The sequence below is a fragment of the Methylomagnum ishizawai genome, from assembly GCF_900155475.1.
GTDB classification, from domain to species: Bacteria; Pseudomonadota; Gammaproteobacteria; order Methylococcales; family Methylococcaceae; genus Methylomagnum; species Methylomagnum ishizawai_A.
On record NZ_FXAM01000003.1, the window covers coordinates 78,396 to 101,435 of the forward strand.

The window sequence follows — 23,040 nt, forward strand, 5'->3', positions numbered from 1 at the left end:
GCCAGCGGGAATCTAGATTGCGGCCTATCAAGCTAACGTACTGGACGGTCCTGGCCTGCCTCGGGCTGGGTGGCTGCAATACCCCGCCGGAACGCGGCCCGCAACTATCGGCGACGGGTTTCCCGGAACGGTGGCAGGGCGCGGCGGTGTCCGCCGAAGCCTTGGCCGGGCATTGGCTGGACACCTTCGCCGATCCCAAGCTCTCGGCCCTGGTGCGGGAGGCGCTGGCGGCCAATTACGACCTCAAAAGCGCGGCGGCGCGGGTCGACGCGGCGCGGGCGGAAGCCCGCATCGCGGGGTCCGGTCTTTGGCCGCAATTGGGCTTCGCCGCCGGGTACGAGCGGGCGCGGGTCTCGGACACCGGCTTCGGTTCGAGCGGCTATAGCGCCTTCGAGGCCGTGTTCAGCCTGGATTGGGAACTGGACGTGTGGGGCCGCCTCCGCGCCACCCGCGATGCGTCCTGGCGGGAAGCCACCGCCGTGGAGGCCGATTTGCGGGGGGCGCGGCTCTCGCTGGCGGCGCGGGTGGCGCAAACCTATTTCGAACTAGCCGAGGCGCGGCTACAAGCCGAAGTGGCCGAGCAATCCATCCGCGAACGCCGCACCATCGTCGAATTGGTGCGCGGGCGTTTCGCCCGCGGCCTGACCCGCGGCCTGGACCTGCGGTTGGCGCTAACCGACCTGGCCAACGCCGAAGCCTTGCTGGCCGACGCCCGCAACCGGGTCCAGGGCACCGCCCGGCGGCTGGAAGTGCTGTTGGGCCGCTATCCGTCCAACGCCCTGGCCGACCCCTCCCCGGCCCTGCCCGAACCGCCCACCGCCCTCCGGGCCGGGCTGCCCGCAGCCTTGCTGGAACGGCGACCGGACCTCGATGCCGCTTTCGGGCGCCTGAAAGCTGCCGATTCCCGCCTGGAAAGCGCCCAAAAAGCCCTGTTGCCCCGGATCGCCCTGACCGCCTCGGGCGGCACGCGCAGTCCGGCGTTGACCGAACTGGTCGATCCCAGGGCGGTGGTCTGGAATCTGGCGCTGGGATTGGCGCAACCGATTTTTACCGGCGGTCGCCTGCGCGGCGAAATCCGGCTGAACCAAGCCCAGGTGGACGCGGCGCTCAACCAGTACCGGAATACGGCGCTCAAGGCGTTCCAGGAAGTGGAACACGCCCTGGCCGCCGAGGACTGGCTGCGCCAACAAGAACGCGCCCTGCGGGAATCCGTTGAACAAACCCGGCAAAGCCGGACCTTGGCGGTCTATTCCTACCGCCATGGCTTCATCGAAATCCTCACCCTGCTGGACAGCTACCGCAGCACCCTGAGCGCCCAGAGCGCCCATCTGGCGGTCCGGCGGCAGTTGCTCAGCAACCGGATCGATTTGTATCTGGCGCTGGGCGGAGGCGTTTGAGCATGGCGGGCGGAAAAGGCGTCGCCCTAAAATACACCGGCCGGACCGGAGACCGGCGCATCCTCCGGCCCGCCCGCGGGTCCGGCGCATTTCCCTCCGCCCCCTTGCCACAAAGGGACCGGAGGCACGGCATCCCTCTACTTGATTCCACAGCCTGATGGCTAAAATCCTCCTCCCCATCCTCCTGCTGCTGGCCGGCATCGCCGGTACCTGGGCCTTGCTCATCCACCGCCCCCAGGCCGAACCCCAAGCGCCCCAAGCCGAGATTCCCCTGGTACGGACGCTGCGGGTGGAACCCCAAACCCTGCGCCTCGATGTGCATTCCCAAGGCGTGGCGACCCCGCGTACCGAGATCGACTTGGTGCCGGAAGTCGCGGGCAAGGTGGTGTTCCTGCATCCGGGCTTGGTCTCGGGCGGCTTCTTCGAGTCCGGCGACATCCTGCTCGGCATCGATCCCCGCGATTACGACCTCGCCATCGCCGAGGCCCAGGCCCGCATCGCCGAGGCCAAGCGCCAACTGGCTTCGGAAGAAGCCCAGGCGGAACAGGCCCGCAGCGAATGGCAAGCCCTGGGCGAGGGCCAGCCGACGCCCCTGACCCTGCACGAGCCGCAATTGGCCGAAGCCCGCGCCAAGCTGACGGCGGCGGAAGCCGATCTGGTCCGCGCCAAACTCCGCCGCGCCCGGGCCGATTGGCGGGTGCCCTTCGCCGGGCGGGTGCGTGAACGGCGGGTCGGCCTCGGCCAATACGTGCAACCGGGCGACAAGCTCGCCCGCCTGTATTCCACCGATGCCGTCGAAATCCGCCTGCCCATCGCCCCCGACCAACTGGCTTATCTGGACCTGCCCCTGGCCCGCGCAGGCCGGACCGGGGACGGTCCCAAGGTGATGCTCAGCGCCGAGCTGTCCGGCGCGGTCCAGCGCTGGGAGGGCCGTATCGTCCGGGTGGACGGCATGTTGGACGAAACCACCGGGATGCTTCACGCCATCGCCGAGGTGCGCGATCCCTACGCCCCATCCAAGGCCCGGCCTCCGCTGCTGGCCGGCTTGTTCGTGCAGGCGGATATCGCGGGCCGGGAGCAACCGGGCTTGTTCGCGCTGCCACCGGGCGCGGTCAACTCCTCCCAGGAAGCCATGCTGGTGGACGCGGACGGCCATTTGCACCTCCGCCGCCTGGGCGTGCTGCGTAACGAACCGAACCGGGTCCTGGTCCGGGACGGGCTCGCCGCCGGGGACCGGGTGGTGGTGGCGGGCGTCCAGGTGCCGGTGGAAGGCATGGTGGTCAGGCTGGCGGAAGATACCGCCGCGCCCGCAGGGGGGAAACCCCCGCCATGAACGCCGCCGCCCGGCCCTAAAGACACCCAGGGTGGACCCGCTGCCCACCCGCATGCCTAAAACCACCCCCCGACGGAATTCGATGACGCCGCCATCCCCGCACCCCCCCTCCTCCTTGATCGGCTGGTTCGCCGCCAACCCGGTCGCGGCCAACCTGCTGATGCTGCTGATCCTGATCGGCGGAACGGTCGGCGCCCTCACCATGGACAAGGAGGTTTTCCCCCGCTTCAGCCCGCAACTCGTCGAGGTCCGGGCGGTGTATCCGGGAGCCGGGCCGGTCGAGATCGAGGAATCGGTGTGCGTCCGCATCGAGGAGGCGATCTACGACCTGCCGGGCGTCAAGCGCCTGAACACCGAGATCACCGAGGGCGAATGCCTGGTCAAGGTGGCCATCCTGCCGGACCACGACAAACCGACGGTCATGGGCGCGGTGCGCGGGCGGGTCCAGGCGATTCCCCGGTTGCCGCCGACATTGGAAAAGATCGAGGTGCGCGAAGCCGTCCGCGACGGCGACGATGGTGTTATCTGGGTCGCCCTGCACGGGCCGACCGACCCCCTGACCCTGAAGCAAATCGGCGAGCGCGTACAAGGCGACTTGACCCGCATCCCCGGCGTGACCCGCGCCCTGAATTACAACGAGACCGCTTACGAAATCGCCATCGAGGTGGCTTCGGCCAAACTGCGCCAATACCGGCTGTCCCTGCGCGAGGTGGCGGAAGCCGTGCGCCGGGCGTCCTTGAACCTGGCGGGCGGCTTGGTGAAGACGCCGGCCGGGGAATTGTTACTGCGGGTCAACGGCCAGGCGGTGGATGGTGCCGCCATCGCCGCCTTGGTGCTGCGTACCGGCCCGGAAGGGTCCAAGGTACGGCTGGGCGATGTCGCCACCATCCGCGACGGCCTGGAGGAACGGCTGTCGGAATGGCACCACAACGGCGAAACCGGCCAGGGCTGGGAAGTCCACGCCGAACACGACACCGTCGCGGTGGCGCAGCGGATCAAAGCCTATGTGGCGGACCAATCCACACAGTTGCCGCAGGGGCTGGCGCTCACCACCTGGTGGGATGATTCCGAGGCCTACGAGGAACGGGTGCGGACCCTGGTGGAAGACGGCGTCAGCGGTTTCGCCCTGGTGTGCCTGGTGCTGACCCTGTTCCTGCGCCTGCGGGTCGCGCTCTGGGCCGGGGTCGGCATCCTCACCTCGATCTTCGGGGCGCTGTGGTTGATGCCGGTCTTCGGGGTCTCCCTCAACATGCTGTCCTTGTTCGGTTTCCTGCTGGCCATGGGCATCCTGGTGGACGACGCCATCATCATCGGGGAAAGCGTGCATAGCCAGCAGGAGTCTGGTGTTTCCAACTTGTCCGCAGCCGTCCGTGGCACCGAGGCGGTCGCCTTGCCGGTGGTGGTGTCGGTGCTGATCGCCCTGGCCGCCTTCCTGCCCGGTTTGTTCCTGCCCGGTTGGGCCGGCCAGATGATGCGGCCCATCTGCCTGATCATGATCCTGACCTTGGTGTTCTCCCTGGTCGAAGCCTTGCTGATCCTGCCGGCCCACTTGGCGGCCCCGTCCAAGCAGCGGCCCGCCGTCCCCTCCCGGTTGGAACGGCTGCGCGGCTGGCTCAACCGCGGCTTGGACCGCTTCGTCCTCCGGGTCTACCACCCCTTCCTGGAAACCGCCCTGGCCTGGCGCTATCTCACCGTGGCCGTCTTCGTGGTGCTGCTGTTGCTGTGTTGGGCCTTGGTGGCCAGCGACCGGGTGCGCCAATCCCTCAACCCGGATGTCACCAAGGACAGTTTCTGGGTCAGCCTGAGCGTGCCGCCGGGCACCCCCTACACCGAAACCCGCACCCTGGCGGGCCGGGTGGAGCGGGCCTTGTTCGGCTTGCGCGACGAGTACGACCGCCAGAACGGCGGAGCCAGCCCAAGCATCATCGTCAACCTGGAAACCATCGTCTGGGAACACGCGGCCGGGTTCTGGATCGAGTTCTCGCCGACGGGTCGCCAGCGCGTCGTGGTCGCCGATTTCGTCCGGGAATGGCGCAAGCGCATCGGCGACCTGGGCTCCGGCAAGATCGATTTTCTGTACCGGGAGGGCGATGTGCCCTACGACCTCGAATTCGACCTGGGCTCCACCAATCCCGCGCTGTTGACGCCCGCCGTCGAGCGGCTCAAGCAACGGTTGGCCGCCCAGGCCGGGGTATACGACGTGGTGGATTCCGCCGAACCGGGCAAGCCGGAAGTGCGCTTGACCCTGAAACCCCAGGCCGAGCGCTTGGGCTTGAGCCTGGAAGACCTGGCCGAACAAGTGCGCCGGGGCTATTACGGCGAGGAAGCGCAGCGTTTCCAACGTGGTCGCAACGAGGTCAAGGTGATGGTGCGCTATCCCCGCGCCGAGCGCGAATCCCTGGACAGCCTACGTGCCTTGCCGGTCAGCCTGCCGGACGGGGCGGCGGCTCCGCTGGGCACCTTGGCCGAAGTCGCCCTGGCCCCCGGCAATGCCAAGCTCATCCGGCAGGACCGCCGCCGCGTCCTCAAGGTGCAGGCGCGGGTCGATCCCCAACTGGCCGACGCCAACGCGCTGTACAAACAACTGGAAGCCGGCGAACTGCCTGAACTGCGGCGCGACTTCCCCGGCCTGGATATCGATATCGGCCAGGAACGCCAGGAAGAACAGGCCATGGCTTCGGCCCTGGGCCAGAACACGCTGATTTCGCTGGTGGTGATTTACGCGCTGATCGCCGTCCCGTTCCGCTCCTACCTGAAACCGCTGATCTTCCTGCTGGCCGCGCCGGTGGCGTGGTGCGGCGCGGTCTTGGCGCACTGGGCGGCGGGCTTGCCGCTGTCCATGGAGTCCATGGTGGGCATGATCGCCGCCAGCGGCGTGGTGGTGAACGATAGCCTGGTGCTGTTGGACTATATCCGGGAGCGGGAGCTCGACGAACCGGCGTCTAATCTCGTCCTCGAAGCCTGCACCGCCCGCTTCCGGCCCATCCTGCTGGCGTTCTTGACCAATTTCGCCGGTTTCCTGCCGACCTTATTGGAAACCAGCACCCAGGCCCAATTCCTGATCCCCATGACCCTGTCCTTGTCGGCGGGCTTGTTGCTGGGCATGGCGGCCAGTTTGGTGCTGACCCCGGTGGGCTATGTGATTTTGAACAGCCCTGGGGAGGCGGCTCCGGGGCGGGCTTCCGATTGAAATCCAGCCAATGTTCCCCAGCGGAATGGCCGTGGAAGCCCGCAATCCCATTCCGCCGGCTCCCTTCCCCATACCACCAGGACATCTGGACCGCCGGCCTTGGGGGGCAGTCTCCAGGTCGGCTCCACCCGGCCTACCCCATCTATAGGTAACACTCTGTAGCGATTCCGATGCTTTACATTGGGGAATCCACCGGGTAGCTTGTCGCTATTATTTTTTTATATAGCGTAGTGCCGATTCATTCGTATCCTGATGGTCACTTTGTGCAAATCTGGGCCAGCATATCGGCATCATTCCGGGCCGTGACGATCCATCCCGCTCGGATATAGGGCGATCATACGGCGATGCGGATGGTTTGATTGACGCGAGCGATGGTTGAATCTACGCTATATAAAATTTTTTATAGCGATGCTGATTTAAATCAGTCATAGATAACTACACCTCTCTAATTGTACGACTAGCTGTGGGAGGTGCTGTGTGCCTTGCGCAAGAGCGTGGAATGGAGCGGCGACATGGCGGCATAGACACCCGCTGTTTCGTGGGAAACCGTGTGGTAGCGCGTTTGCGGGCGGAACGGAAGCCGCCGAAACGGCGTCGAGCCAGCGCGGAAGTATTGGCGCGGCGTTGGTTGGAGGGGGGCGGGGCCGGGCAGGATGTGCGCGGTCGCGGAGTGAAGAGGTGTTCCGGTGTGGGCCGGCAGCCGTCGAGGCGGTGGTCCGGGTTCGGCCACCCGGTGCCGGTTTGATCTTTATTGGATTGTCAACCGATTAGAGGAATTCTGATGTTCGTAAGCAAGTTCAAGCATCTCGCGTTGGCGGTATCGGCCGCCATGCTGCTCTGCCCGTCCGCGCAGGCGGCGAGTTCGATCACCGTTTCGGTCACGCCCATCGCGGCGAATGCCGTCGCCGACCTCGTCTCCGACTTCCTGAATGCGTTTCCCACGTCAGGGTACAGTGTTTCCCTGAAAATCGTGTCGGATGCCGCCGCGAAAGACGGCATTGTCGCCGGTAACGCGCCGGTTCCCGACCTGTTCCTGTCGAAGTCTTTCGTCGCGCCGCTGGACCTGAAGCTGAACCATCCGACGCTTATCGTCGGCGATCCATTCCCCTACGCGGAGGATACGCTCGTCCTCTATTCCAGCGCGGACAAAAATATCGATATCAGCGGGGGCGTCCCGTCGTTCAGCCATCTCCAACCGTTCTCCATACCGACCCCCGCCACCTTGGACCCCTATGGCGTCGCCGCGGCCCTGGTGCTCAAGGGCACTTATTTGCGTGCCGTCAGGAATGGGCTGGTACTCAAAACGGAAGACGCCGCCGGTTCCTACGCGGCGGTCGAATATCTGACCACGTCCTATGGCTTCACCGGCAAATCGCAAATCTGTTCGGCCGTCGCCGGCGTCGAGGAATTCGAGCCCGGCAGCTTCCACCACGAGTTCACTAATACCACCCCCATCGTGCTGGCTGGCGTGAAGATCGCGAGCAGCACGCGTACGGCGGCGCAAGAGACCGAATTGACGGACTTCGTCAATTACCTGACCGGCACCGGCAGCGTCAACTTCACCCAACATTGTTTCAAGCTTCCGGGGGCCTAGGCCTTGTTACCACCCAACCCAAGGTCTCGAATCAAACCTTCCAAAGGAAACCCTAATGTCTAGCAGCAAGCTCAAAACCCTGGCGCTGTGCGCTTTACCGTTGACCGCTTTGGCAACCGCCCCCGCACAGGCGACCACCACGATTTATGTGGGTGTCGCGGCGAATTTCACCGCCACGATAAACGCCCTCATCACGACGTATAAATTGCTCCATTCCGGGACCGATATCATCCCCACCTCCGATTCGTCCGCCAATTTGCAGAGCCAGATCATCAACCACACGGCCACTTATGATCTGTTCCTTTCGGCCGACCAAACCCGTCCGCAACAACTCGCCACCAACTACCCGGCGCTCGTCATCGGCAGCCCTTTCAAATACGCCGTCGGCGAACTCGAATTGTGGTCGAAGACCGTCGATATCAGCGCGGGTCTGCCATCCACGCTCACCACCGATATAGTCCTCGCCGACCCGAACAAGGCGCCCTATGGCACCGCCGCCGCCCAGGTGCTGAGTTCGTCGCCCTGGTCCATCACCTGGCCCGCGAATCCCTATCCCCCGTCGGGTACCCCGCATGTCTTTACCCAGCCCAATATCAGTTCGACCTATTCGGCGATCAACGCCGGAACCTATGCCTATGGTTTCATTGCCCAGTCTTCGATTTGTAGGTTGGTGAGCAGCGTAAAGACATTCAATTCCGGCTACCACCACACCTATCCGTATAACGTGGCCCCGACCCACAACCGCATCGAGCAGTACGCGATCGAGGTCGTGAACACATCGCGCGCATCCGCCGAGGACGCGTTGCTGGCGGATTTCATCGACTTCCTGACGGTGAATACCACCGGCACGAACATCGTGCTGTCCTATTGCTATTCGCTGACCTGAGAAAAGACGTTGCCGCCGGGAAACCCGGCGGCAATGCCATGGCAGACCAGTACAAAACCCATATCGCGGCCTAGGGCCGCCTAATCTCATTGGCCTGGCCCATCGGGTCCAGGCAATTACAGGCAAGTATTCAAAAAAGAGGTATTACCATGTCACTTAAGAAAGTTTTAATTGGAATGTTGGGCGTGCCGTCCATGCTGTTGGTTACCGGGCCGGACGCTCATGCGGATATCTGGATCGGTGTCGATAATAGCTTCGGGAATGCCATGGTGGATTTGAGTACGTACTTCCAGTTGAACTACCCAAATTATCTGGATAAAGTACACGTAAAGATTGCCGGTTCCCCAACCTTCCGGGATGAAATATTGAACTCCGGGGCTAACGCATCGATCGACCTTTTTGTATCCCCGAGTTCGGACCCTTCCGACCTATATAACAAATATCAGTTCGACCAGACCAGCCTGCCGGTGAGTCCGCCCTTCCCAATCGCCACGGATTCCGTAGTGCTTTTTTCCGGAGGGTTTCTTGCTTCTGTGAAGGGGGCTATCGATGTCGGCACAGGTTTCCCCATGGACCAGGATTTCTTGATGGCCGATCCGGTCAAGGACCCCTATGGCGCGGTGAGCGCCCAACTGCTTTCGAAGGTAGTGCCTTTAAAGTCCAGGGCGACGATGCTCAGCCATGTCAAAACTGTGGATGAGATCGGGCAAGCCTACGCGGGTGTTGCATTTCTCCCGGACTTCCCGACCGTTGGATTCGTCGCGAAATCCGCCGTGTGCAGCGCCGGCTTTGGCTGGGAGCCCGGCTCATATCACTATGAATTCCCCGCCGACTTGCGGTTTAACCAAATTAAAATCACTGGCGTGGCGGTCAATAAAAACCGTTCCAAGGAAGACACGGCCCAGTTGAATGCCTTTATACAGTTCATCAAGGGTAAAGACTCCCATACCAAGGATAGGGAATTGGCCTTGAAGGGTTATTGCTATATGCCCAGCGGTTCCGGCACGTCCGGCACCGCCGACGCCGCTCTGTAACGGGCTTTGCCACCGTTCCCACGGGACGCGGGAACGGCGGCGCTCCCGCCGCCGGGCGGGACCGGCCCCCGCTGGCCGGTCACGGTTCCGCCACGGCCAGCACGACATCCTCCTCCTCGAAAACCGCCAGGGCGGAATCGCCCTCGCTCAGGTCCATCCGCGCCAAGCCCGCCTCGGTCACGATGGCCGCGAGCGAATCACCCCCAGGCAGGCGGATCACCACCTTGGTATTCACGCTGTCCGTCTGGATGCGCTCGACCTCGCCGCGCAATTGGTTGTGGGCGGACAGCCGGTAGCCGCCGTCCGCCTTAACCACCATCACGGCATGGGCTTTGACCAGGGCCATCGCCTCCTTGCCGGTTTCCAAGCCCAGGCCGTCGGCGGACCGGGTCGTGAGCGCCGCCACCAGGCGTTCGCCGCCCTTGGTCGCCAGGATCACCTTGGCCTCCCCCGCGTCGCGCTCGACCGCGAGGATCCGCCCGGAAAGCTGGTTGCGGGCGCTGGCCTGGACCGACAGGCGCTGGAAAAATTCCCGGAACTCCCCGTCCGCCAACAAGGCCGCGTTGAGCTCTTGCAAAAACCGCCGGTGTTCCCCCTTGATTTTCAGGAACAGCGCCAAGAGCTTCTGGCCGGTGGGGGTCAGATAGGCACCGCCACCCTGGCGGCCCCCGATCTCGGTCGCGACCAAGGCCCGGGGCGACAGGTTGTTGGCCCGGTCCAACATATCCCAGGCGCTTTTGTAGCTGATGCCGATCTTGCGGGCCGCCTGCGAGATGGAACCGGTCGCCACCACCGCCGCCAGGAAGTCGAAGAAGAGTTCGGTCAGGCCGCCGATCAGGCGTAATTCGGCGGCGACCGGCCCGCCGGACCGGTCCGCGTTGGATGCTTTCGGTTTTCTACCCACTCATTGCCCCTATGCCCTGGTTGATGACAGGGGCGCCTGGGGAATCGAGGATACCCGGCAACCCCGAGGCGACAGGGTATGCCATCTATGGGGTACGGGTAAATCGGGCGCGGCGTGGCGGGATGGCCAGCCGGAAAAGGGGATGCGTCGTCTTCAACCGTCGCCGGGCGGGTATCCCGATACCGGGCGGATAGCCCGCCTATTATTTGCCGACCATCGCCGGATAATTATCAGGGGTTGCCCAGGCAATCCCCGGTTATCCCGGCCACGGCGCGGACAATCCCTCCGGTATGGGCGTGAATTGGCCACTGCGTTTTTACTCTGGAATACCCGTTGTAACCCATGGGCCTCTCCGGTTAATAATCCGCCATGGCTGGGTGCGGGTGCGTGGATTTGGTGGTTGGCCAGATGTTTTTCAGGCGCGATGGACTCAAACGCTTTGAGTCATGATTGATATAAAAATCAATAGCTTGATTGGTCGTAAACCAGAATCAACTAACCTTGATGGCGGTCGGTTTAAGTCAATTTAAATACTTTTAAAACCCAAATCTTCCCGCCGCTATGTATGTATCTTGGATGCGATCCCCCCAACCGCCATGCCCAGGACGATCTGGATGATTACCCGAAAACAACGGTTGATCTTTATTTTTCCATAGGTCTATCATTTTAGCTTGATGTCGGCTCCGGGTTCTTCCGGTGGAGGCCAGGAAAACTGTCCGTCCCGACCCTGCCGAAAGTGGCTGCGGTCCCACCGCGCCATGCCTTGGTGAATAACAACGACAAAAGGTACCTACTATGACCCACTCGACAGCCGAGCTAGAAGAGCTCCTCATGCAGCGGTCGCTCACCGACCCGCAGCTGCAAGCGGCGGCGGCGGCGGCGGCGGATTTCCGCATCCTGCCCAACGCCACGGTCATCAAGATCGGCGGACAGAGCATCATCGACCGCGGTCGCGCCGCCGTCTATCCGCTGGTGGACGAGATCGTCGCCGCCCGCAAGGAACATCAACTCCTCATCGGCACCGGCGCGGGCACCCGGGCGCGGCACCTCTATTCCATCGCGGCGGGGCTGAACCTGCCGGCCGGTGTGTTATCGCAACTCGGCGACTCGGTCGCCGACCAGAACGCCGCGATGTTGGGCCAGCTCCTCGCCCAGTACGGTATTTCGGCGGTCAGCGGCGCGGCGTTGTCGGCGGTGCCGCTCTACCTCGCCGAGGTGAACGCCGTCATCTTCAGCGGGATGCCACCCTACAACCTGTGGATGCGCCCCGCCGCCGAGGGCGTCATCCCGCCCTACCGCACCGACGCGGGCTGTTTCCTCCTGGCCGAGCAGTTTGGTTGCAAGGCGATGATCTATGTGAAGGACGAGGACGGACTCTATACCGCGAACCCGAAGACCTCGAAGGACGCCAGCTTCATCCCCAGGATTTCGGTGGACGAGATGCTGGCGAAGGGCTTGCACGACTCGATCCTCGAATTCCCGATGCTCGACCTGCTCAAGTCGGCCCACCACGTCCGCCAAGTGCAGGTGGTGAACGGCCTCGTTCCGGGCAACCTGACCCGCGCCCTCGCCGGCGAACACGTCGGCACCATCATCACCGCCCGCTGAGGAACCCCGCCATGGCCGATTCCACCAATACCATCAAGCACGTCGCCTCGCCGCTGGCGCGCCAAACCCTCCTCGACAGCGAACTCACCCGCCCGGTCGCGGGCCGCAGGCCGATCCGGCTCCTACCCTGGCTGCAAGTCGTCAAGATCGGCGGGCGTTCCATCATGGACCGCGGGGCCGAGGCCATCCTGCCGCTCGTGGACGAACTGCGTAGGCTCCTGCCCGAGCACCGCCTGCTGCTCCTGACCGGGGCCGGCATCCGCGCCCGCCACCTCTACGGCGTCGGTCTCGACCTGGGCCTGCCGGTCGGGTCGCTGGCCCCGCTGGCCGCTAGCGAGGCCGGCCAGAACGGCCATATCCTGGCTTCGTTGCTGGCCCCGGAGGGTGTCTCCTACGTCGAGCATTCGACCATCGCCAATCAGCTCGCGATCCACCTCTCCGCCGCCCGCGCCGTGGTGGGGAGCGCCTTCCCGCCCTACCACCACCACGAGTTCCCCGGTTCGCGCATCCCCATCCACCGGGCCGATACCGGCGCGTTCCTGCTCGCCGACGCCCTGGGCGCCGCGGGCCTCACCCTCGTGGAGGACGTGGACGGGGTGTACACCGCCGATCCCAGGGCTGCCGGCGGGGAGCGGGGGGAACTCATCCGGGAAATCGACGCCGCCGAGCTCGCCCAGCGCCCAGGCACGCTGCCGCTCGACCCGGCCCTGCTCGAAGTCATGGCGACCGCCCGCCACTTGGAGCATGTGCAGATCGTGAACGGATTGGTGCCGGGACGGCTCACCGCCGCACTGCGCGGCGAACATGTCGGAACCCTCATCCACACCGGCGTGCGTCCCGCCTGAGCGGGTTTGGCGGGAAGCGATCTTTCAGGGCTTGACCGGATGCGCCAGGAGCGGGCCTTTACGTCCGGGAAAGGCGAACAGACCGGCCTTGAAGCTTTCCGCCATGTGTTCGGCGCGGGCGATGACCCGTTCCGCCGCCGCCGGGGGCAGGGTTTCCCCGGCGGCTTGCCGGAACAGCGCCAGCCAGCGCTCGAAATGGGCGGGTTGCAGCGGCAGGTGGGTATGAGCCTGATAGGGGCTGCCTTGGTAGCGCCGTGTTCCCAGCAGGACGTGGGACCAGAAATCCGCGACGGTGCGTAGATGCCCATCCCAATCGCCGATGGCGGCTTCGAACAAGGGGCCGAGTTCGCCGTCGGCGCGGGCGGAGTGGTAGAAGCGCCGTACTAATTCGGCGATTTGCGGTTCGGTGGCGTCCGGGACGGGTGCGTTCATGAGGATTCCTCGAAGGGGGAACGGGGCGTGGCTAATGCCGGGCGGGGTCGGACGGGACCGGCCCATTCACCCAGGCCGCTTCCCCGGCGGGATCGGACTTGGCCCAACCGGGCCGGGACGGTTCCGCCGCACCGCACAGGTAGGCGAAGGACTGGGTCTTGGCGAGACAATACACCACCTCGCCTTCCCGGAGGTCCAGCTCCCGGCAGGCGCGGGCCGTGATCGCGGCCAGCAAGGTGGTCCCGCAATCCACCTGCACCAGGACGTTCCCGCCGTTGGGGATCAAGGCGCAGATGCGTCCCTTCAACTGGTTCTGGATCGAAATGCCCGCGAGATAGTGCCGGGACAGCGCGATATCGCCGGAGCGGACCATCACATGGACCTGGCGGCCCGGTTCCAGGTCGGGCCGCAGCGGCAGGGTCAATTCGATGCCGAAGCTGGTGGCCAGGGTACAGCCGTCCTCTGCCTGGTGCCCGGCGACGGTGACCGGGAGGACGTTCTCGGCCTGCCCCAGCCCCAGCGCCTGGGTCGAACCGGCGTCGCGGAACAGTTGCCGCAAGGTGCCGCTGCCCAAAACCTTGCCGTTGTCCAGCACGATCAAACGGTCGGTCAAGCCGAGGATTTCCCCCAGCGAATGGCTGGCGTAGAGCGTGGGGATGCCGAGTTCGACCTGTACCCGCCGCAACAGGGGTTGGAGCTGGGCGCGGAAGCCCTGGCCCAGGGGCGCGAAGGGTTCGTCCAGGACCAGGAGCCGGGGCGATTTCAAAAGCGCCCGCGCCAAGGCGAGGCGCTGGGCCTCCCCGACCGACAACTCGTCCGTATGCCGGTCCAGCAAACGGCCCAGGTCCATCAGCTCGATCAACTGGCCCAGCCTGAGGATGCGCCGGGGCACCGGGACGCGGTCGTACAGGGCGTGCAGGCCGTTCCGAACCTTTTCCCCCGCCTCGGCGCGGTCGTTCTGCAACACGGCCCCCACGGGCCGTTGTTCCCTGGGCACCAGGATGCCCTTGCGGCTGTCGAACAGGATTTTCCCGTCCAAAACGATGCGGCCCTTCTGCGGCTGCAAGGTGCCGGCGATCAGGCCCAGCACGGTGCTTTTGCCCGCCCCGGACACCCCGAATACGCCGGTGCTGTCCTCCCGCATGGAGAGCTCGGTCGCCAGCGTGAATTTCCCCCGGCGCATGGTCACGTTCATTTCCAGCATGGATCGCGGCCCCTCCGCTATGGATTTTGATACATAACGGATGATGCAGGAATCGGACCATGCGCCACGAAAGGGACCGGCGTTCCGCCGTGGGCCTTCCCGCCCATGCAAACCAAGGACTTGGCCGCGCCGGGGGCGCACGGACCGAACCCACCGCTTGTCGCGATCCCGACAAGGACGGACCGGTCCGCCATCAAACCCCGCCTGGGCGGCCATCCAGGCCCAGCACGACCGACTCGGGATCGAACAGCGCCGTGACGGCATCTCCCGCCGCCAATTCCATGAGTTCCAGGCTCTCGTGGGTCATGACGCTGGCGATGACATCCCCGCCTGGAAGCTGGACCACGACCTCGGTATTGACCGCGCCCTTCCGGACGCGCTCCACGGTGCCGGCCAACTGGTTCTCCGCCGACAGGCGGTAGCCGCCGAATCCCTTCAACAGCACGACCTGGGGAGCCTTGATCAAGGCCACCACCTCCAGGCCTGGCCGTAGCTTCATGGTCCCGGCGGACAATCCGGTCACCCAGGCCACGAGGTTGTGCCCGCCCTTGATCCGCAGTTCGACCTCGGTCCCGGCGTCGCCGGGGCGCACCCGCTCGACCCGCCCGAACAACTGGTTGCAGGCGCTGATCCGCATTTCCAGGCGCCGGAAGAAAACGCGGAGTCCGGGATCGCCGAGCAACCTGGCGTTCATGTCCCGGAGGAATTGGCGGTGCCGCTCCCGCGCCTGGTTGAACAGGCCGAGCAATTCCCGGCCCGGCGCGGTCAATTGGGCACCGCCGCCGCGCCGCCCACCGACCTCGGTGTTGACCAGGACTTGCGGCGACAGGTTGTTGGCGCGTTCCAGCATTTCCCAGGCACCCTTGTAGCTCATGTCGATCTCGCGGGCAGCCCCGGAAATCGACCCGGTGGCCTCGATGGCCCCCAGGAGGTCGAACAGGCGTTCCGTCAATCCCCCGGCCAGCCTGAGTTCGGAATTCACGATCCTGGGGGAATGGGGTTCACGGGATGGGGGCATCGTTGGGGGGTGTGTCATCGATCATGGATGGACAGGGAAGGTCCGCGCCGACGGGCGGATGCCCGCTCCCGGCGCTTGCCGATCGTCCGGCCCCTGGTTTCCCAGGTCGGCGTTATGCGGATAGGGCGGCGCGATAACCCCGGCAATACCTGCGGTCAATGGAACTGGCCGGGAGACCTGGGTTCCCCCATGAGGGCGTCGATCTCCTCCATGGGCAGGCATTCCCCGTTGCATTCGGCCTGGAGCCAGCGCTCGCCGAATTTGAAGCGGCGGGTCCAGTAACCGTGGTTTTCGCGGAGGTTGGCCAGCCTTTGTCCGGGGTCGGAACCCAACGCTCCATGTCCTTCCAGGAAGGCGTTGGTGATTTGGATCAGCTGATGGGCCGAGTAGCGCAGCATGAACAGGCTCATCGGTTCGTGGGGCCAGCCCTCGCGGTCGTGGTATTCCTCCCAGCAATCGGTTTCCGCTTGAACCTTGGGCTTGCTTGTATCCGTCATCGTATGGTCTCTTGGATTGGAAAAGGAGGACGCCAGGGCGGCCATTCAACGCACCGAACCCGCCCCATGACCTGGGCGCGGGCACATCGATCCGTATCTGGAATGGATCGTTACCACAGCGCAACCCCTGGCGGTGAAAGCCCATCGCGGGCAGCGCTATAATCATTGCTATATAGCGTATCCGACATTATCACGCCCGGTTCATGGCTGTACAGGCCCGAGCGGGGCCGGATTGGAATCCAGGCGGGAAATGCTGAGTGCGATGTCTATGCGGGGCGGCGAGTTCGACGGCCACTCTCATGCCATGGATGTAATTTATCAGTAGTTTAAAACTTTTTTGGTTCAAATTTAAATTTGTAATTAAGATAAAAAATATAATCTTGTGCTATAAATATAAAAAACCCCTGGGAAAGCGATTATTGCTTTATAAAAGCCTAATTTAGCCCCGCCCTCAGCCCTATACCCCAGTCCTTTCAAAGTGTAAAAATAGCCCTTCTAAATCAATGGGTTGAAAAGGCCGTTTTTCTGTGTCGAAGCGTAGGACGCCACCAACGGCGACATGGGCCACAGCAAAATCAGGGGCTTACATAACCCGATTTCGCCAACCGGGTAAACCACTTTGAAAGGGCTGCCCTATACCCCTGTTGGCGAACGGAGGGTGCCACGGGTTGCGCCAGGGCCGGGCCTGAAAGCCGTCGACAACGGTGCCGTCACGGCATGGCCGCGCACCGACGATGTCCGGGATCACTGCGGTGATATTGGCCGGGAAGCATGCTTCCCCGCACTCCGTGCGGCCATGCCGCGCGGAGTGCGCACTAATCGCAAGCGTAGGCCATATGGAACAGCCACTCGTCCCCGTCGTAGGCGTCGCCCAAGGGATCGTCGGGAATGCGTGGGGAACCGGGCTAGTATCCCGTTCCCAACCCCCTCGCAGACGGTCGGAAGGCGTTCCAGCCATCCGATCCGGCGCGGGTAGTTCCGCCGATGTCTTAGGCCATACCGTGGTCATTGGTGTTCATCGCTTCTCCTCCACATGGGGTTTGCCGTGGGTTGGCGATCAAAATAGGTAGACACAGGGCAATCGCATCAAGCAAGTGTTTGAATTCCGAGGATATGTTGGCGGTACTCGTCGTTCCATCCGGCCAGCAACCGCCGGTTCTTGATGCCGGCCTTGGTGGTTTTGTCCTGGCGGAGCAGGTTGAGGGCGATGCGGCGCAGGATGGAGAAGTTCTCCGCCGAGTTGCCCTCGCGCATCCGGGCCTGGTCCTCGCCGAAGGCAATATCCAAAGACCAGTGCAGGCCATTCTCCACGCCCCAGTGTCCCCGCACGATTTCGCCCATACGGGCGGCGTCCACGCTCAGCGAACTGATGTAATACCTCCGCTCGCGGCTGGTGGTCCCGCCCACCTCGCGGATGGCCTCGACCATGGCGAGCGTCCTGACCCCCGGCCAGTCGGCGCGGTCCACCCGTCCGTCCACATCCTCTGCGACCACGCAGCGGCGGGTTTCGATCCGGCCATGGTCCTTCTCCACCCATTCGGCGTGGGTGTGGGGCCTGCCTTCCCAACCGTCGCGCCCGCCCTCGTCGAAGAAGCCGTCCAGGGCCGCCGCGAGGCCGGGCTGGTTGTTCTTCACGCTCAGCACGTAGTCGGCCTCCTGCCCCACGATCTTCGCGGCGATGGCCTTCTGGCAGCCCATGGCGTCGAGGGTCACGACGCAGCCCCTGAGCAGCAGGGCGTCCAGCAACTCCGGGATGGCCGTGATCTCGTTCGACTTCTCCGCCGTCCTCACCTGCCCCAACGCCAGCCCAAGCCCATGGGCATACGCCGACACCAAGTGCAGCGCCTTCCCGCCCGCCGACTTCGACCGCTTGGCCGTCTTGCCGTCGATGGCCACTTGCAGCCCCGCCAGCGCCCCGCACACCCCGCCCATCCAGGCGATGAACCGCTCCTCGAATCCCGCCGCGTCCAGCAGCGCGAACACCCGTCCGAACGTGTCGTGCGAGGCCACCCCGTTCTCGAACGGCAGGAACCGCCGCAGCCACGGCAGCTTGGCCCGGCCCCACAACGCCACCGCCGCCCAGCCGTCCGCTCCGCTCAATACCGCGCAGACCGCCACCAGCAGCAACTCCTTCAAATCATGTCGGGATTGGCGGGTGCGCGGGTCTTCCAGGTCGGCGAAATGCTCCAGCAGCGGCTTCTTCTCGGCGGTTTCCATCGGGGCTCCTTGTCCAAGGCAAAGACCCGCCATCAACCACTTATGGCCCTATGCTGTCAAGCTTTCCTTCGTGCGATTGCCCTGTAGGTAGACACCCCTGAACCCCTCCTGAACCCGGCCCATGCGGGCAAGGGATCGGGGAATACCGCCGACTCGGGAGCCATCCAGGCGGGCGATGCGTGATACCGAACGGTATCTTCTTGCCGGATTCACCGGAACGCCCTAGTGCAGCATCACGCCTAGGTTGCCGGGTCTAAGGCTTGAAGGTTTGGCGGGCATTGCCAAACCGAGGGACCGGAGGTGTGAGATGGCGAAGCGATACCGGGTGACGCTCACCGCCGAGGAGCGGGGCGATTTGAAGGGGTTGATCGGGAGTGGCAAAGGCGCGGCGCGGAAGCTGGCCCATGCCCGCATCCTGTTGCAGGCCGACGAGGCCGAGGGCGGTCCGGGCCGCACCGACGCCGGGATAGCGGAGGCGTTGAACGTGGACGTCCGCACGGTGGAGCGGGTACGGCAACGTTTCGTGGAGCAGGGCATTGAAGCCGCCTTGGTGCCCAAACCGACCGACCGGGTGTACGCCCGCCTGCTGGACGGGGAGCAGGAGGCGCGGCTGATCGCGCTGGCCTGTTCCGAGCCGCCCGGGGGCAAGCCGCGCTGGACGCTGCGGTTGCTGGCGGACCGGATGGTCGAACTGGACTACGCCGAAACCGTGTCCTACGAAACCGTGCGGCGCACGCTCAAAAAAACGAGCTCAAGCCCCACCTCCGCAAGATGTGGGTCATCCCGCCCAAGGCCTCGGCCGAGTTCGTAGCCGACATGGAGGACGTGCTGGAGGTCTACCGGCGGCCCTACGACCCCAGGCTGCCGGTGGTCTGCTTGGACGAGTCCTTCGTCCAGTTGGTGGGCGAGGTGCGCGAACCCCTGCCGATGGGGCCCGGCCAGCCGGAGCGCTACGACAGCGAGTACGTCCGCAACGGGGTGGGCAGCCTGTTCATGGCCTTCGAGCCCCTGGCGGGATGGCGCGAGGCCCGGGTCACCGAGGGCCGGACCCGCAAGGACTTCGCCGGAATCGTCCGGGACCTGGTCGATGGACGCTACCGGGACGCGGACAAGGTCGTGGTGGTCATGGACCAGTTGAACACGCACTCGGCGGCCAGCCTGTACGAGGCCTTCCCGCCGGAGGAAGCCCGGCGGATCGCCGAGCGCTTGGAGATCCACCACACGCCCAAGCACGGCAGTTGGCTGGACATGGCCGAGATCGAACTGAGCGCCCTGGCCCGCGACCTGCCCGAGCGCGTCGGCCAACGGGACGACCTGGTCCGCCACGTCGCCGCCTGGACAGAGCGCCGCAACCAAACCCAGGTCAAGGCCAATTGGCAATTCACCACCGCCGACGCCCGCATCAAGCTCCGCAAGCTCTACCCCACATTCGACGGGTGACAGAGCACTAGTCCTGGCCGAGGAAGGCCATATGGAGCGGCGATTCGCCGCCTTCGTCGTCTTCCTGCGGCTCAAGCCAACGTTGATAGCCGAATAGCGGACGGCTTCCCGCCGTGGACGGTTCCGGCGGGTGGATATCTTCCGGGGTTTTTCCGGCGCGGGGATGGCCGGTATGGATCGGCTTGGGGGAGGTGTGCATGGGGTCGCTCCTTGGCAACGGGGTTGATCGGACTCGGCGGTGAATATAGGGTGCCGAATCTGAATCCCGGCTTAAGGGCGCGGGGCGATGCGACCTAGCCGATGGTGATGGTCAAGGGTTCCAATCCCGCCACCGTGGCTTCGAGGACGTCGCCCTTGTTGACGGCGCAGACCTCGACCGGCGTGCCGGTATAGATCAAGTCCCCCGGACACAGCCGCACCAGGGCCGAGAGCCGGCTGACGATCTCGGGCACCTTCCAGATCATGTCGCCAAGATCGGCGGCCTGCCGGATTTCGCCGTTCACCTTGAGCTCGATCCTGCCCTTGGAGATCGCCCCGGAATAAAACTCCGGCGTGATGGCCGAACAGGGGGCCGAGTGGTCGAAGCCCTTCGCCAGGTCCCAAGGCAAACCCCGGGCCTGGGCCGCCCGCTGCATGTCGTACAAGGTCATATCGAGGCCGACGGCATAGCCGAACACATAATCGTACTCGACCTTGTCCGCCGGGATGTTCATGCCGCCCTTGGACAAGGCCACCACCAGTTCCACCTCCGGGCGCAGTTCGGCGGTGCCGGGCGGGTAGGGTAGCGTCCCGCCATTCTGGAGGAGGGCTTCCACCGGCTTGGTGAAGAAGAACGGCGTGCCGGGCTCGCCGGACACGGCCGGGTCGGGATAGTTGCCGCCCAGGCAGAAGATGCGCCGCACCGGGAAGGGATGGCTGGACATGGCCGGCAGGCTGACCACCGGCGCGGTGGGGAAAGCGTATTTTTGCATGGTTGATCCGTGGGTTGCGGGGGGACCGATGAAAAAGGCCGCGGGCGCGGCCTTTTGGCGTGTCGGGTGAGGACGGCGGAACGGCGCGGGTTCAGTCGCGGGCCACCAGCGCGGCCCGTTGGGCGTTGCGGATGCGCTCGGCGATGGCCTGGGGATTGGGGTCCACGACGGTTTTGCCCTGGGTCAGCGCGGTTTGCACGCTGGCGGCCTCGTCCGCCGATAGCGCCAAGCGACCGGCCATATGGGTGGCTTCGGGCACGGCGGTGATGATGGCGCGGACATTGGGGTGTTCCAGCACGGGAACCAGCCGGTCGGCTTCCGGCTTGCCGTCGAGGCACACGTAGGTACCAATGACCTCGACCTTGCGGCCATCCGCGGTGGTTTTGATGAAGGTGCTCATGGCGTATCGACCTCGATAGGAGAAATGGGGGGAACCGCGCTAAACCTTGAGCTTGGCGCGTTCGGCCTTGGAATAGTTGCTGAAATGGCCTTCCTTCGCCGCCTGGCCGCGGGCCTTGGCGATGATGCCGGGAATCTTGCCCTGGGGCGCGGTGAGGGACAGTAGTTTTTCCAGGTTCTGGCCGCCGCAATGGGGACAGGTGGGCACGCTGGAAGCGCTGACCAGGAGTTCGAATTGCTTATCGCATTGTGGGCAGTGGTAATCGTAGATCGGCATAAGGTTTTCCGTATTCGTGGGATTACGTCGATATTGGGAACGTGGGACGGGACGTCCCGCCGTGCCCGGTTCCAGGCTGGCCGGTGTGCGAAAACCTCGGAATGCGCCTTAGGCGGCGGGCGCGGCGTTGGCCGCTTCCCGTTGCCATTCGGGCGGGGTGTAGACCTTCATGCTGATGGCGTGCAGGGCGCCGGTGCCCAGGGGTTCCCGCACGGTTTCCAACACCCTTTGCTGGCGTTTGACCGGGCTCAAGCCCTCGAAGGCTTGGGAAACCACCACCACCGAGAAATTGCAGCCCTCGCCCTCGACCAGGGTTTCGCAGCCGGGCAGGCCGGTTTCGATCAGCGCACGGACTTCGGCGATTTCCATGGCCTTAACCCGCCGCCGCTTCCGCCGCCTGCTTGGCGGCCACGGCCTTTTCCATCATCGGTTTCAATTCGCCTTTCTGGGCGACATCGGCCACGATGTCGCTGCCGCCGACCAATTCGCCGCCGACGAACAACTGCGGGAAGGTCGGCCATTCCGAGATGCTGGGCAGCTTCTCGCGGATCGACGGGGCTTGCAGGATGTTGACATAGGCGAAGGGGATGCCGGTGGTTTGCAGCGCGGCCACGGCCTTGGCCGAGAAACCGCATTGCGGCATTTCCGGCACGCCTTTCATGTAGAGGATGACCGGATGCTCGGCGATCTGCTTGCGGATGATGTCTTCGATGTCGCTCATGGTTGGATACTCAGTCGGGGGTGAAGGTGGAACCCGTGGCCCGGAGGGAGCCGCGCGGAATCCTGGAGGATTTCCGGAGAACCCGGTCGCCGGGTTCCGCCGCGCTCCATCCGGGCCACCCAAGGGCCGGTTTAGACGAAGCTCAGCAGTTCCACGGTGATATCCTCGGTGCCCAGCACCTTGCTCTGGCAGGCCAGGCGCGATTTGGAACCGACGCCGACGATGGTGTCGAGCTTGGAATGCTCCGGGGCGGCGGGCCGCGAAACGCCCTTCTTTCCGGCTTGCAGGAAGATGTGGCAGCTACCGCACTGGGCGTTGCCGCCGCATTTGTGCATCAGGTTTTCGCCCGCGGCCAGGATGGCTTCCAGGAGGGTCATGCCCTCGGTGACTTCGACGGTCTTGCCGGAGGGCTGGATGGTCAGCGTGGTCATTGTTGTACCTCTGTACTTTACTTTTGGTGGTTGTAAGCCCGCTCCCGCATGGAACACAGGCATGTAGGGCGGGTGGGCCGGTACCCCGGCGTAACCCGCCGACTCTTGCAAACGGCGGGTTACGCTGCGCCAACCCGCCCTATCCGGCTATATCCCCGCCGCCAGCGCCCCGATCACCGAGCCACCCACCGTGTCGGCGCGGTCCAATTCCCCGAGCTTGCCGAGAATGGCCTCGCAGCCCAGGCTATCGCCCTGGCGCAGGCGGATGAAGGCCAGCGCCTTGAGCGAGAATAGGTAGAAATGTTGCGGGCTGTCGTGGCGGCTCCAATCGGTGGTGTCCGGGGTCAAGGCCGGATAATCGTCGGGGAATCCGCCCAGGCGGGCGGCGGTCGCCAGGGCCGCGCGGACGGCGGCCTCGGCGGCGGCCAATTTCCCCTTGTAGAAATAAAACTTGTAGATCGAGAAATACACCGCCAAGGCTTCCGGGGCTTGGCTCCGCGCCTTCAACAGCAAGGCCTCGGCCTTGGCCGTGTCGTGATAGGAACCCATGGCCTCTTCCAGCAGGCCGCCGACCTCGGGCGGTACGACGCTGGCGTAGAAGGTGTCGCGGGGCTTGGCGGAACCGATTTCCCGGATGTCCAT

The 23,040-nt window shown here is 64.5% G+C and carries 23 protein-coding genes; 9 read left to right on the forward strand and 14 right to left on the reverse strand.

Annotated features, from left to right (window positions below):
• Positions 1 to 17 precede the first annotated feature (17 nt).
• The 6 genes from B9N93_RS22385 (at position 18) to B9N93_RS22410 (ending at position 9,434) form a co-directional block, all read left to right on the forward strand.
• Positions 18 to 1,397 carry an efflux transporter outer membrane subunit gene (locus B9N93_RS22385; protein WP_085216604.1) on the forward strand — a complete coding sequence of 460 codons (1,380 nt, stop codon included), beginning with the start codon at positions 18 to 20 and terminating at the stop codon, positions 1,395 to 1,397.
• A gap of 157 nt (positions 1,398 to 1,554) precedes the next feature.
• Positions 1,555 to 2,730, forward strand: coding sequence for an efflux RND transporter periplasmic adaptor subunit (locus B9N93_RS22390; protein WP_085216605.1), 1,176 nt, complete (start codon positions 1,555 to 1,557; stop codon positions 2,728 to 2,730).
• An 82-nt stretch (positions 2,731 to 2,812) separates the two neighbouring features.
• A complete protein-coding gene (locus B9N93_RS22395) occupies positions 2,813 to 5,920 on the forward strand; it encodes an efflux RND transporter permease subunit (RefSeq protein ID WP_085216606.1) in 3,108 nt (1,035 codons plus the stop codon).
• Between the two features lie 781 nt (positions 5,921 to 6,701).
• On the forward strand, positions 6,702 to 7,514 hold the full coding sequence (locus B9N93_RS22400; RefSeq protein WP_085216607.1) for a molybdate ABC transporter substrate-binding protein: 813 nt from the start codon (positions 6,702 to 6,704) through the stop codon (positions 7,512 to 7,514).
• A gap of 55 nt (positions 7,515 to 7,569) precedes the next feature.
• The gene (locus B9N93_RS22405; RefSeq protein ID WP_085216608.1) at positions 7,570 to 8,400 is read left to right on the forward strand and encodes a substrate-binding domain-containing protein; all 831 of its coding nucleotides are present in this window, start codon (positions 7,570 to 7,572) and stop codon (positions 8,398 to 8,400) included.
• 149 nt (positions 8,401 to 8,549) lie between these two features.
• Positions 8,550 to 9,434 carry a molybdate ABC transporter substrate-binding protein gene (locus B9N93_RS22410; RefSeq protein ID WP_125469174.1) on the forward strand — a complete coding sequence of 295 codons (885 nt, stop codon included), beginning with the start codon at positions 8,550 to 8,552 and terminating at the stop codon, positions 9,432 to 9,434.
• Positions 9,435 to 9,513: 79 nt separating this feature from the next.
• Here the strand turns inward: B9N93_RS22410 and B9N93_RS22415 are convergent, their stop codons facing one another.
• Complete coding sequence (locus tag B9N93_RS22415) at positions 9,514 to 10,338, reverse strand: TOBE domain-containing protein (RefSeq protein WP_085216610.1); 825 nt, start codon at positions 10,336 to 10,338, stop codon at positions 9,514 to 9,516.
• Positions 10,339 to 11,133: 795 nt separating this feature from the next.
• Here B9N93_RS22415 and B9N93_RS22420 point away from each other — a divergent pair.
• Both B9N93_RS22420 and B9N93_RS22425 read left to right on the forward strand, forming a co-directional pair.
• Complete coding sequence (locus tag B9N93_RS22420; RefSeq protein WP_085216611.1) at positions 11,134 to 11,946, forward strand: amino acid kinase family protein; 813 nt, start codon at positions 11,134 to 11,136, stop codon at positions 11,944 to 11,946.
• An 11-nt stretch (positions 11,947 to 11,957) separates the two neighbouring features.
• Positions 11,958 to 12,791, forward strand: coding sequence for an amino acid kinase family protein (locus B9N93_RS22425; RefSeq protein WP_085216612.1), 834 nt, complete (start codon positions 11,958 to 11,960; stop codon positions 12,789 to 12,791).
• Positions 12,792 to 12,815: 24 nt separating this feature from the next.
• Here the strand turns inward: B9N93_RS22425 and B9N93_RS22430 are convergent, their stop codons facing one another.
• From B9N93_RS22430 to B9N93_RS22450, 5 genes are all read right to left on the reverse strand, one after another.
• On the reverse strand, positions 12,816 to 13,223 hold the full coding sequence (locus tag B9N93_RS22430; RefSeq protein WP_085216613.1) for a group III truncated hemoglobin: 408 nt from the start codon (positions 13,221 to 13,223) through the stop codon (positions 12,816 to 12,818).
• A 31-nt stretch (positions 13,224 to 13,254) separates the two neighbouring features.
• Positions 13,255 to 14,427: a molybdenum ABC transporter ATP-binding protein gene (locus B9N93_RS26745; protein WP_085216614.1), complete on the reverse strand. Its 1,173-nt coding sequence runs from the start codon at positions 14,425 to 14,427 to the stop codon at positions 13,255 to 13,257.
• Between the two features lie 193 nt (positions 14,428 to 14,620).
• Positions 14,621 to 15,445 carry a TOBE domain-containing protein gene (locus B9N93_RS22440; RefSeq protein ID WP_217807384.1) on the reverse strand — a complete coding sequence of 275 codons (825 nt, stop codon included), beginning with the start codon at positions 15,443 to 15,445 and terminating at the stop codon, positions 14,621 to 14,623.
• 155 nt (positions 15,446 to 15,600) lie between these two features.
• Positions 15,601 to 15,942, reverse strand: a complete 342-nt coding sequence (locus tag B9N93_RS22445) for a hypothetical protein (protein WP_085216616.1) — start codon at positions 15,940 to 15,942, stop codon at positions 15,601 to 15,603.
• A 1,086-nt stretch (positions 15,943 to 17,028) separates the two neighbouring features.
• Positions 17,029 to 18,159, reverse strand: coding sequence for an ISAs1 family transposase (locus B9N93_RS22450; RefSeq protein WP_085211327.1), 1,131 nt, complete (start codon positions 18,157 to 18,159; stop codon positions 17,029 to 17,031).
• 307 nt (positions 18,160 to 18,466) lie between these two features.
• On the opposite strand from B9N93_RS22450, the gene B9N93_RS22455 reads away from it, so the two are divergent.
• Positions 18,467 to 19,599, forward strand: a protein-coding gene (locus B9N93_RS22455; protein WP_125468899.1) for an IS630 family transposase whose coding sequence is annotated in 2 segments (ribosomal slippage) — positions 18,467 to 18,899 and positions 18,899 to 19,599 — 1,134 coding nt in all. Because the reading frame shifts where the segments join, the coding sequence is not laid out codon by codon here.
• 7 nt (positions 19,600 to 19,606) lie between these two features.
• On the opposite strand, the gene B9N93_RS22460 is transcribed toward B9N93_RS22455, so the two are convergent.
• The 8 genes from B9N93_RS22460 to B9N93_RS22495 all read right to left on the reverse strand — a co-directional run bounded on the left by B9N93_RS22460 (position 19,607) and on the right by B9N93_RS22495 (position 23,040).
• Positions 19,607 to 19,798 carry a hypothetical protein gene (locus B9N93_RS22460; RefSeq protein ID WP_085216617.1) on the reverse strand — a complete coding sequence of 64 codons (192 nt, stop codon included), beginning with the start codon at positions 19,796 to 19,798 and terminating at the stop codon, positions 19,607 to 19,609.
• Between the two features lie 94 nt (positions 19,799 to 19,892).
• On the reverse strand, positions 19,893 to 20,570 hold the full coding sequence (locus B9N93_RS22465; protein WP_085216618.1) for a fumarylacetoacetate hydrolase family protein: 678 nt from the start codon (positions 20,568 to 20,570) through the stop codon (positions 19,893 to 19,895).
• Positions 20,571 to 20,661: 91 nt separating this feature from the next.
• Positions 20,662 to 20,970 carry a hypothetical protein gene (locus B9N93_RS22470; RefSeq protein WP_085216619.1) on the reverse strand — a complete coding sequence of 103 codons (309 nt, stop codon included), beginning with the start codon at positions 20,968 to 20,970 and terminating at the stop codon, positions 20,662 to 20,664.
• A gap of 39 nt (positions 20,971 to 21,009) precedes the next feature.
• Positions 21,010 to 21,246, reverse strand: coding sequence for an FmdB family zinc ribbon protein (locus B9N93_RS22475; RefSeq protein WP_085216620.1), 237 nt, complete (start codon positions 21,244 to 21,246; stop codon positions 21,010 to 21,012).
• Positions 21,247 to 21,354: 108 nt separating this feature from the next.
• A complete protein-coding gene (locus tag B9N93_RS22480; protein ID WP_085216621.1) occupies positions 21,355 to 21,615 on the reverse strand; it encodes a BolA family protein in 261 nt (86 codons plus the stop codon).
• A gap of 4 nt (positions 21,616 to 21,619) precedes the next feature.
• Entirely contained in the window at positions 21,620 to 21,967 is a 348-nt protein-coding gene (gene grxD / locus B9N93_RS22485) for a Grx4 family monothiol glutaredoxin (RefSeq protein WP_085216622.1), read from the reverse strand.
• A 131-nt stretch (positions 21,968 to 22,098) separates the two neighbouring features.
• Complete coding sequence (locus B9N93_RS22490; protein ID WP_085216623.1) at positions 22,099 to 22,398, reverse strand: 2Fe-2S iron-sulfur cluster-binding protein; 300 nt, start codon at positions 22,396 to 22,398, stop codon at positions 22,099 to 22,101.
• Between the two features lie 147 nt (positions 22,399 to 22,545).
• Complete coding sequence (locus B9N93_RS22495; RefSeq protein WP_085216624.1) at positions 22,546 to 23,040, reverse strand: hypothetical protein; 495 nt, start codon at positions 23,038 to 23,040, stop codon at positions 22,546 to 22,548.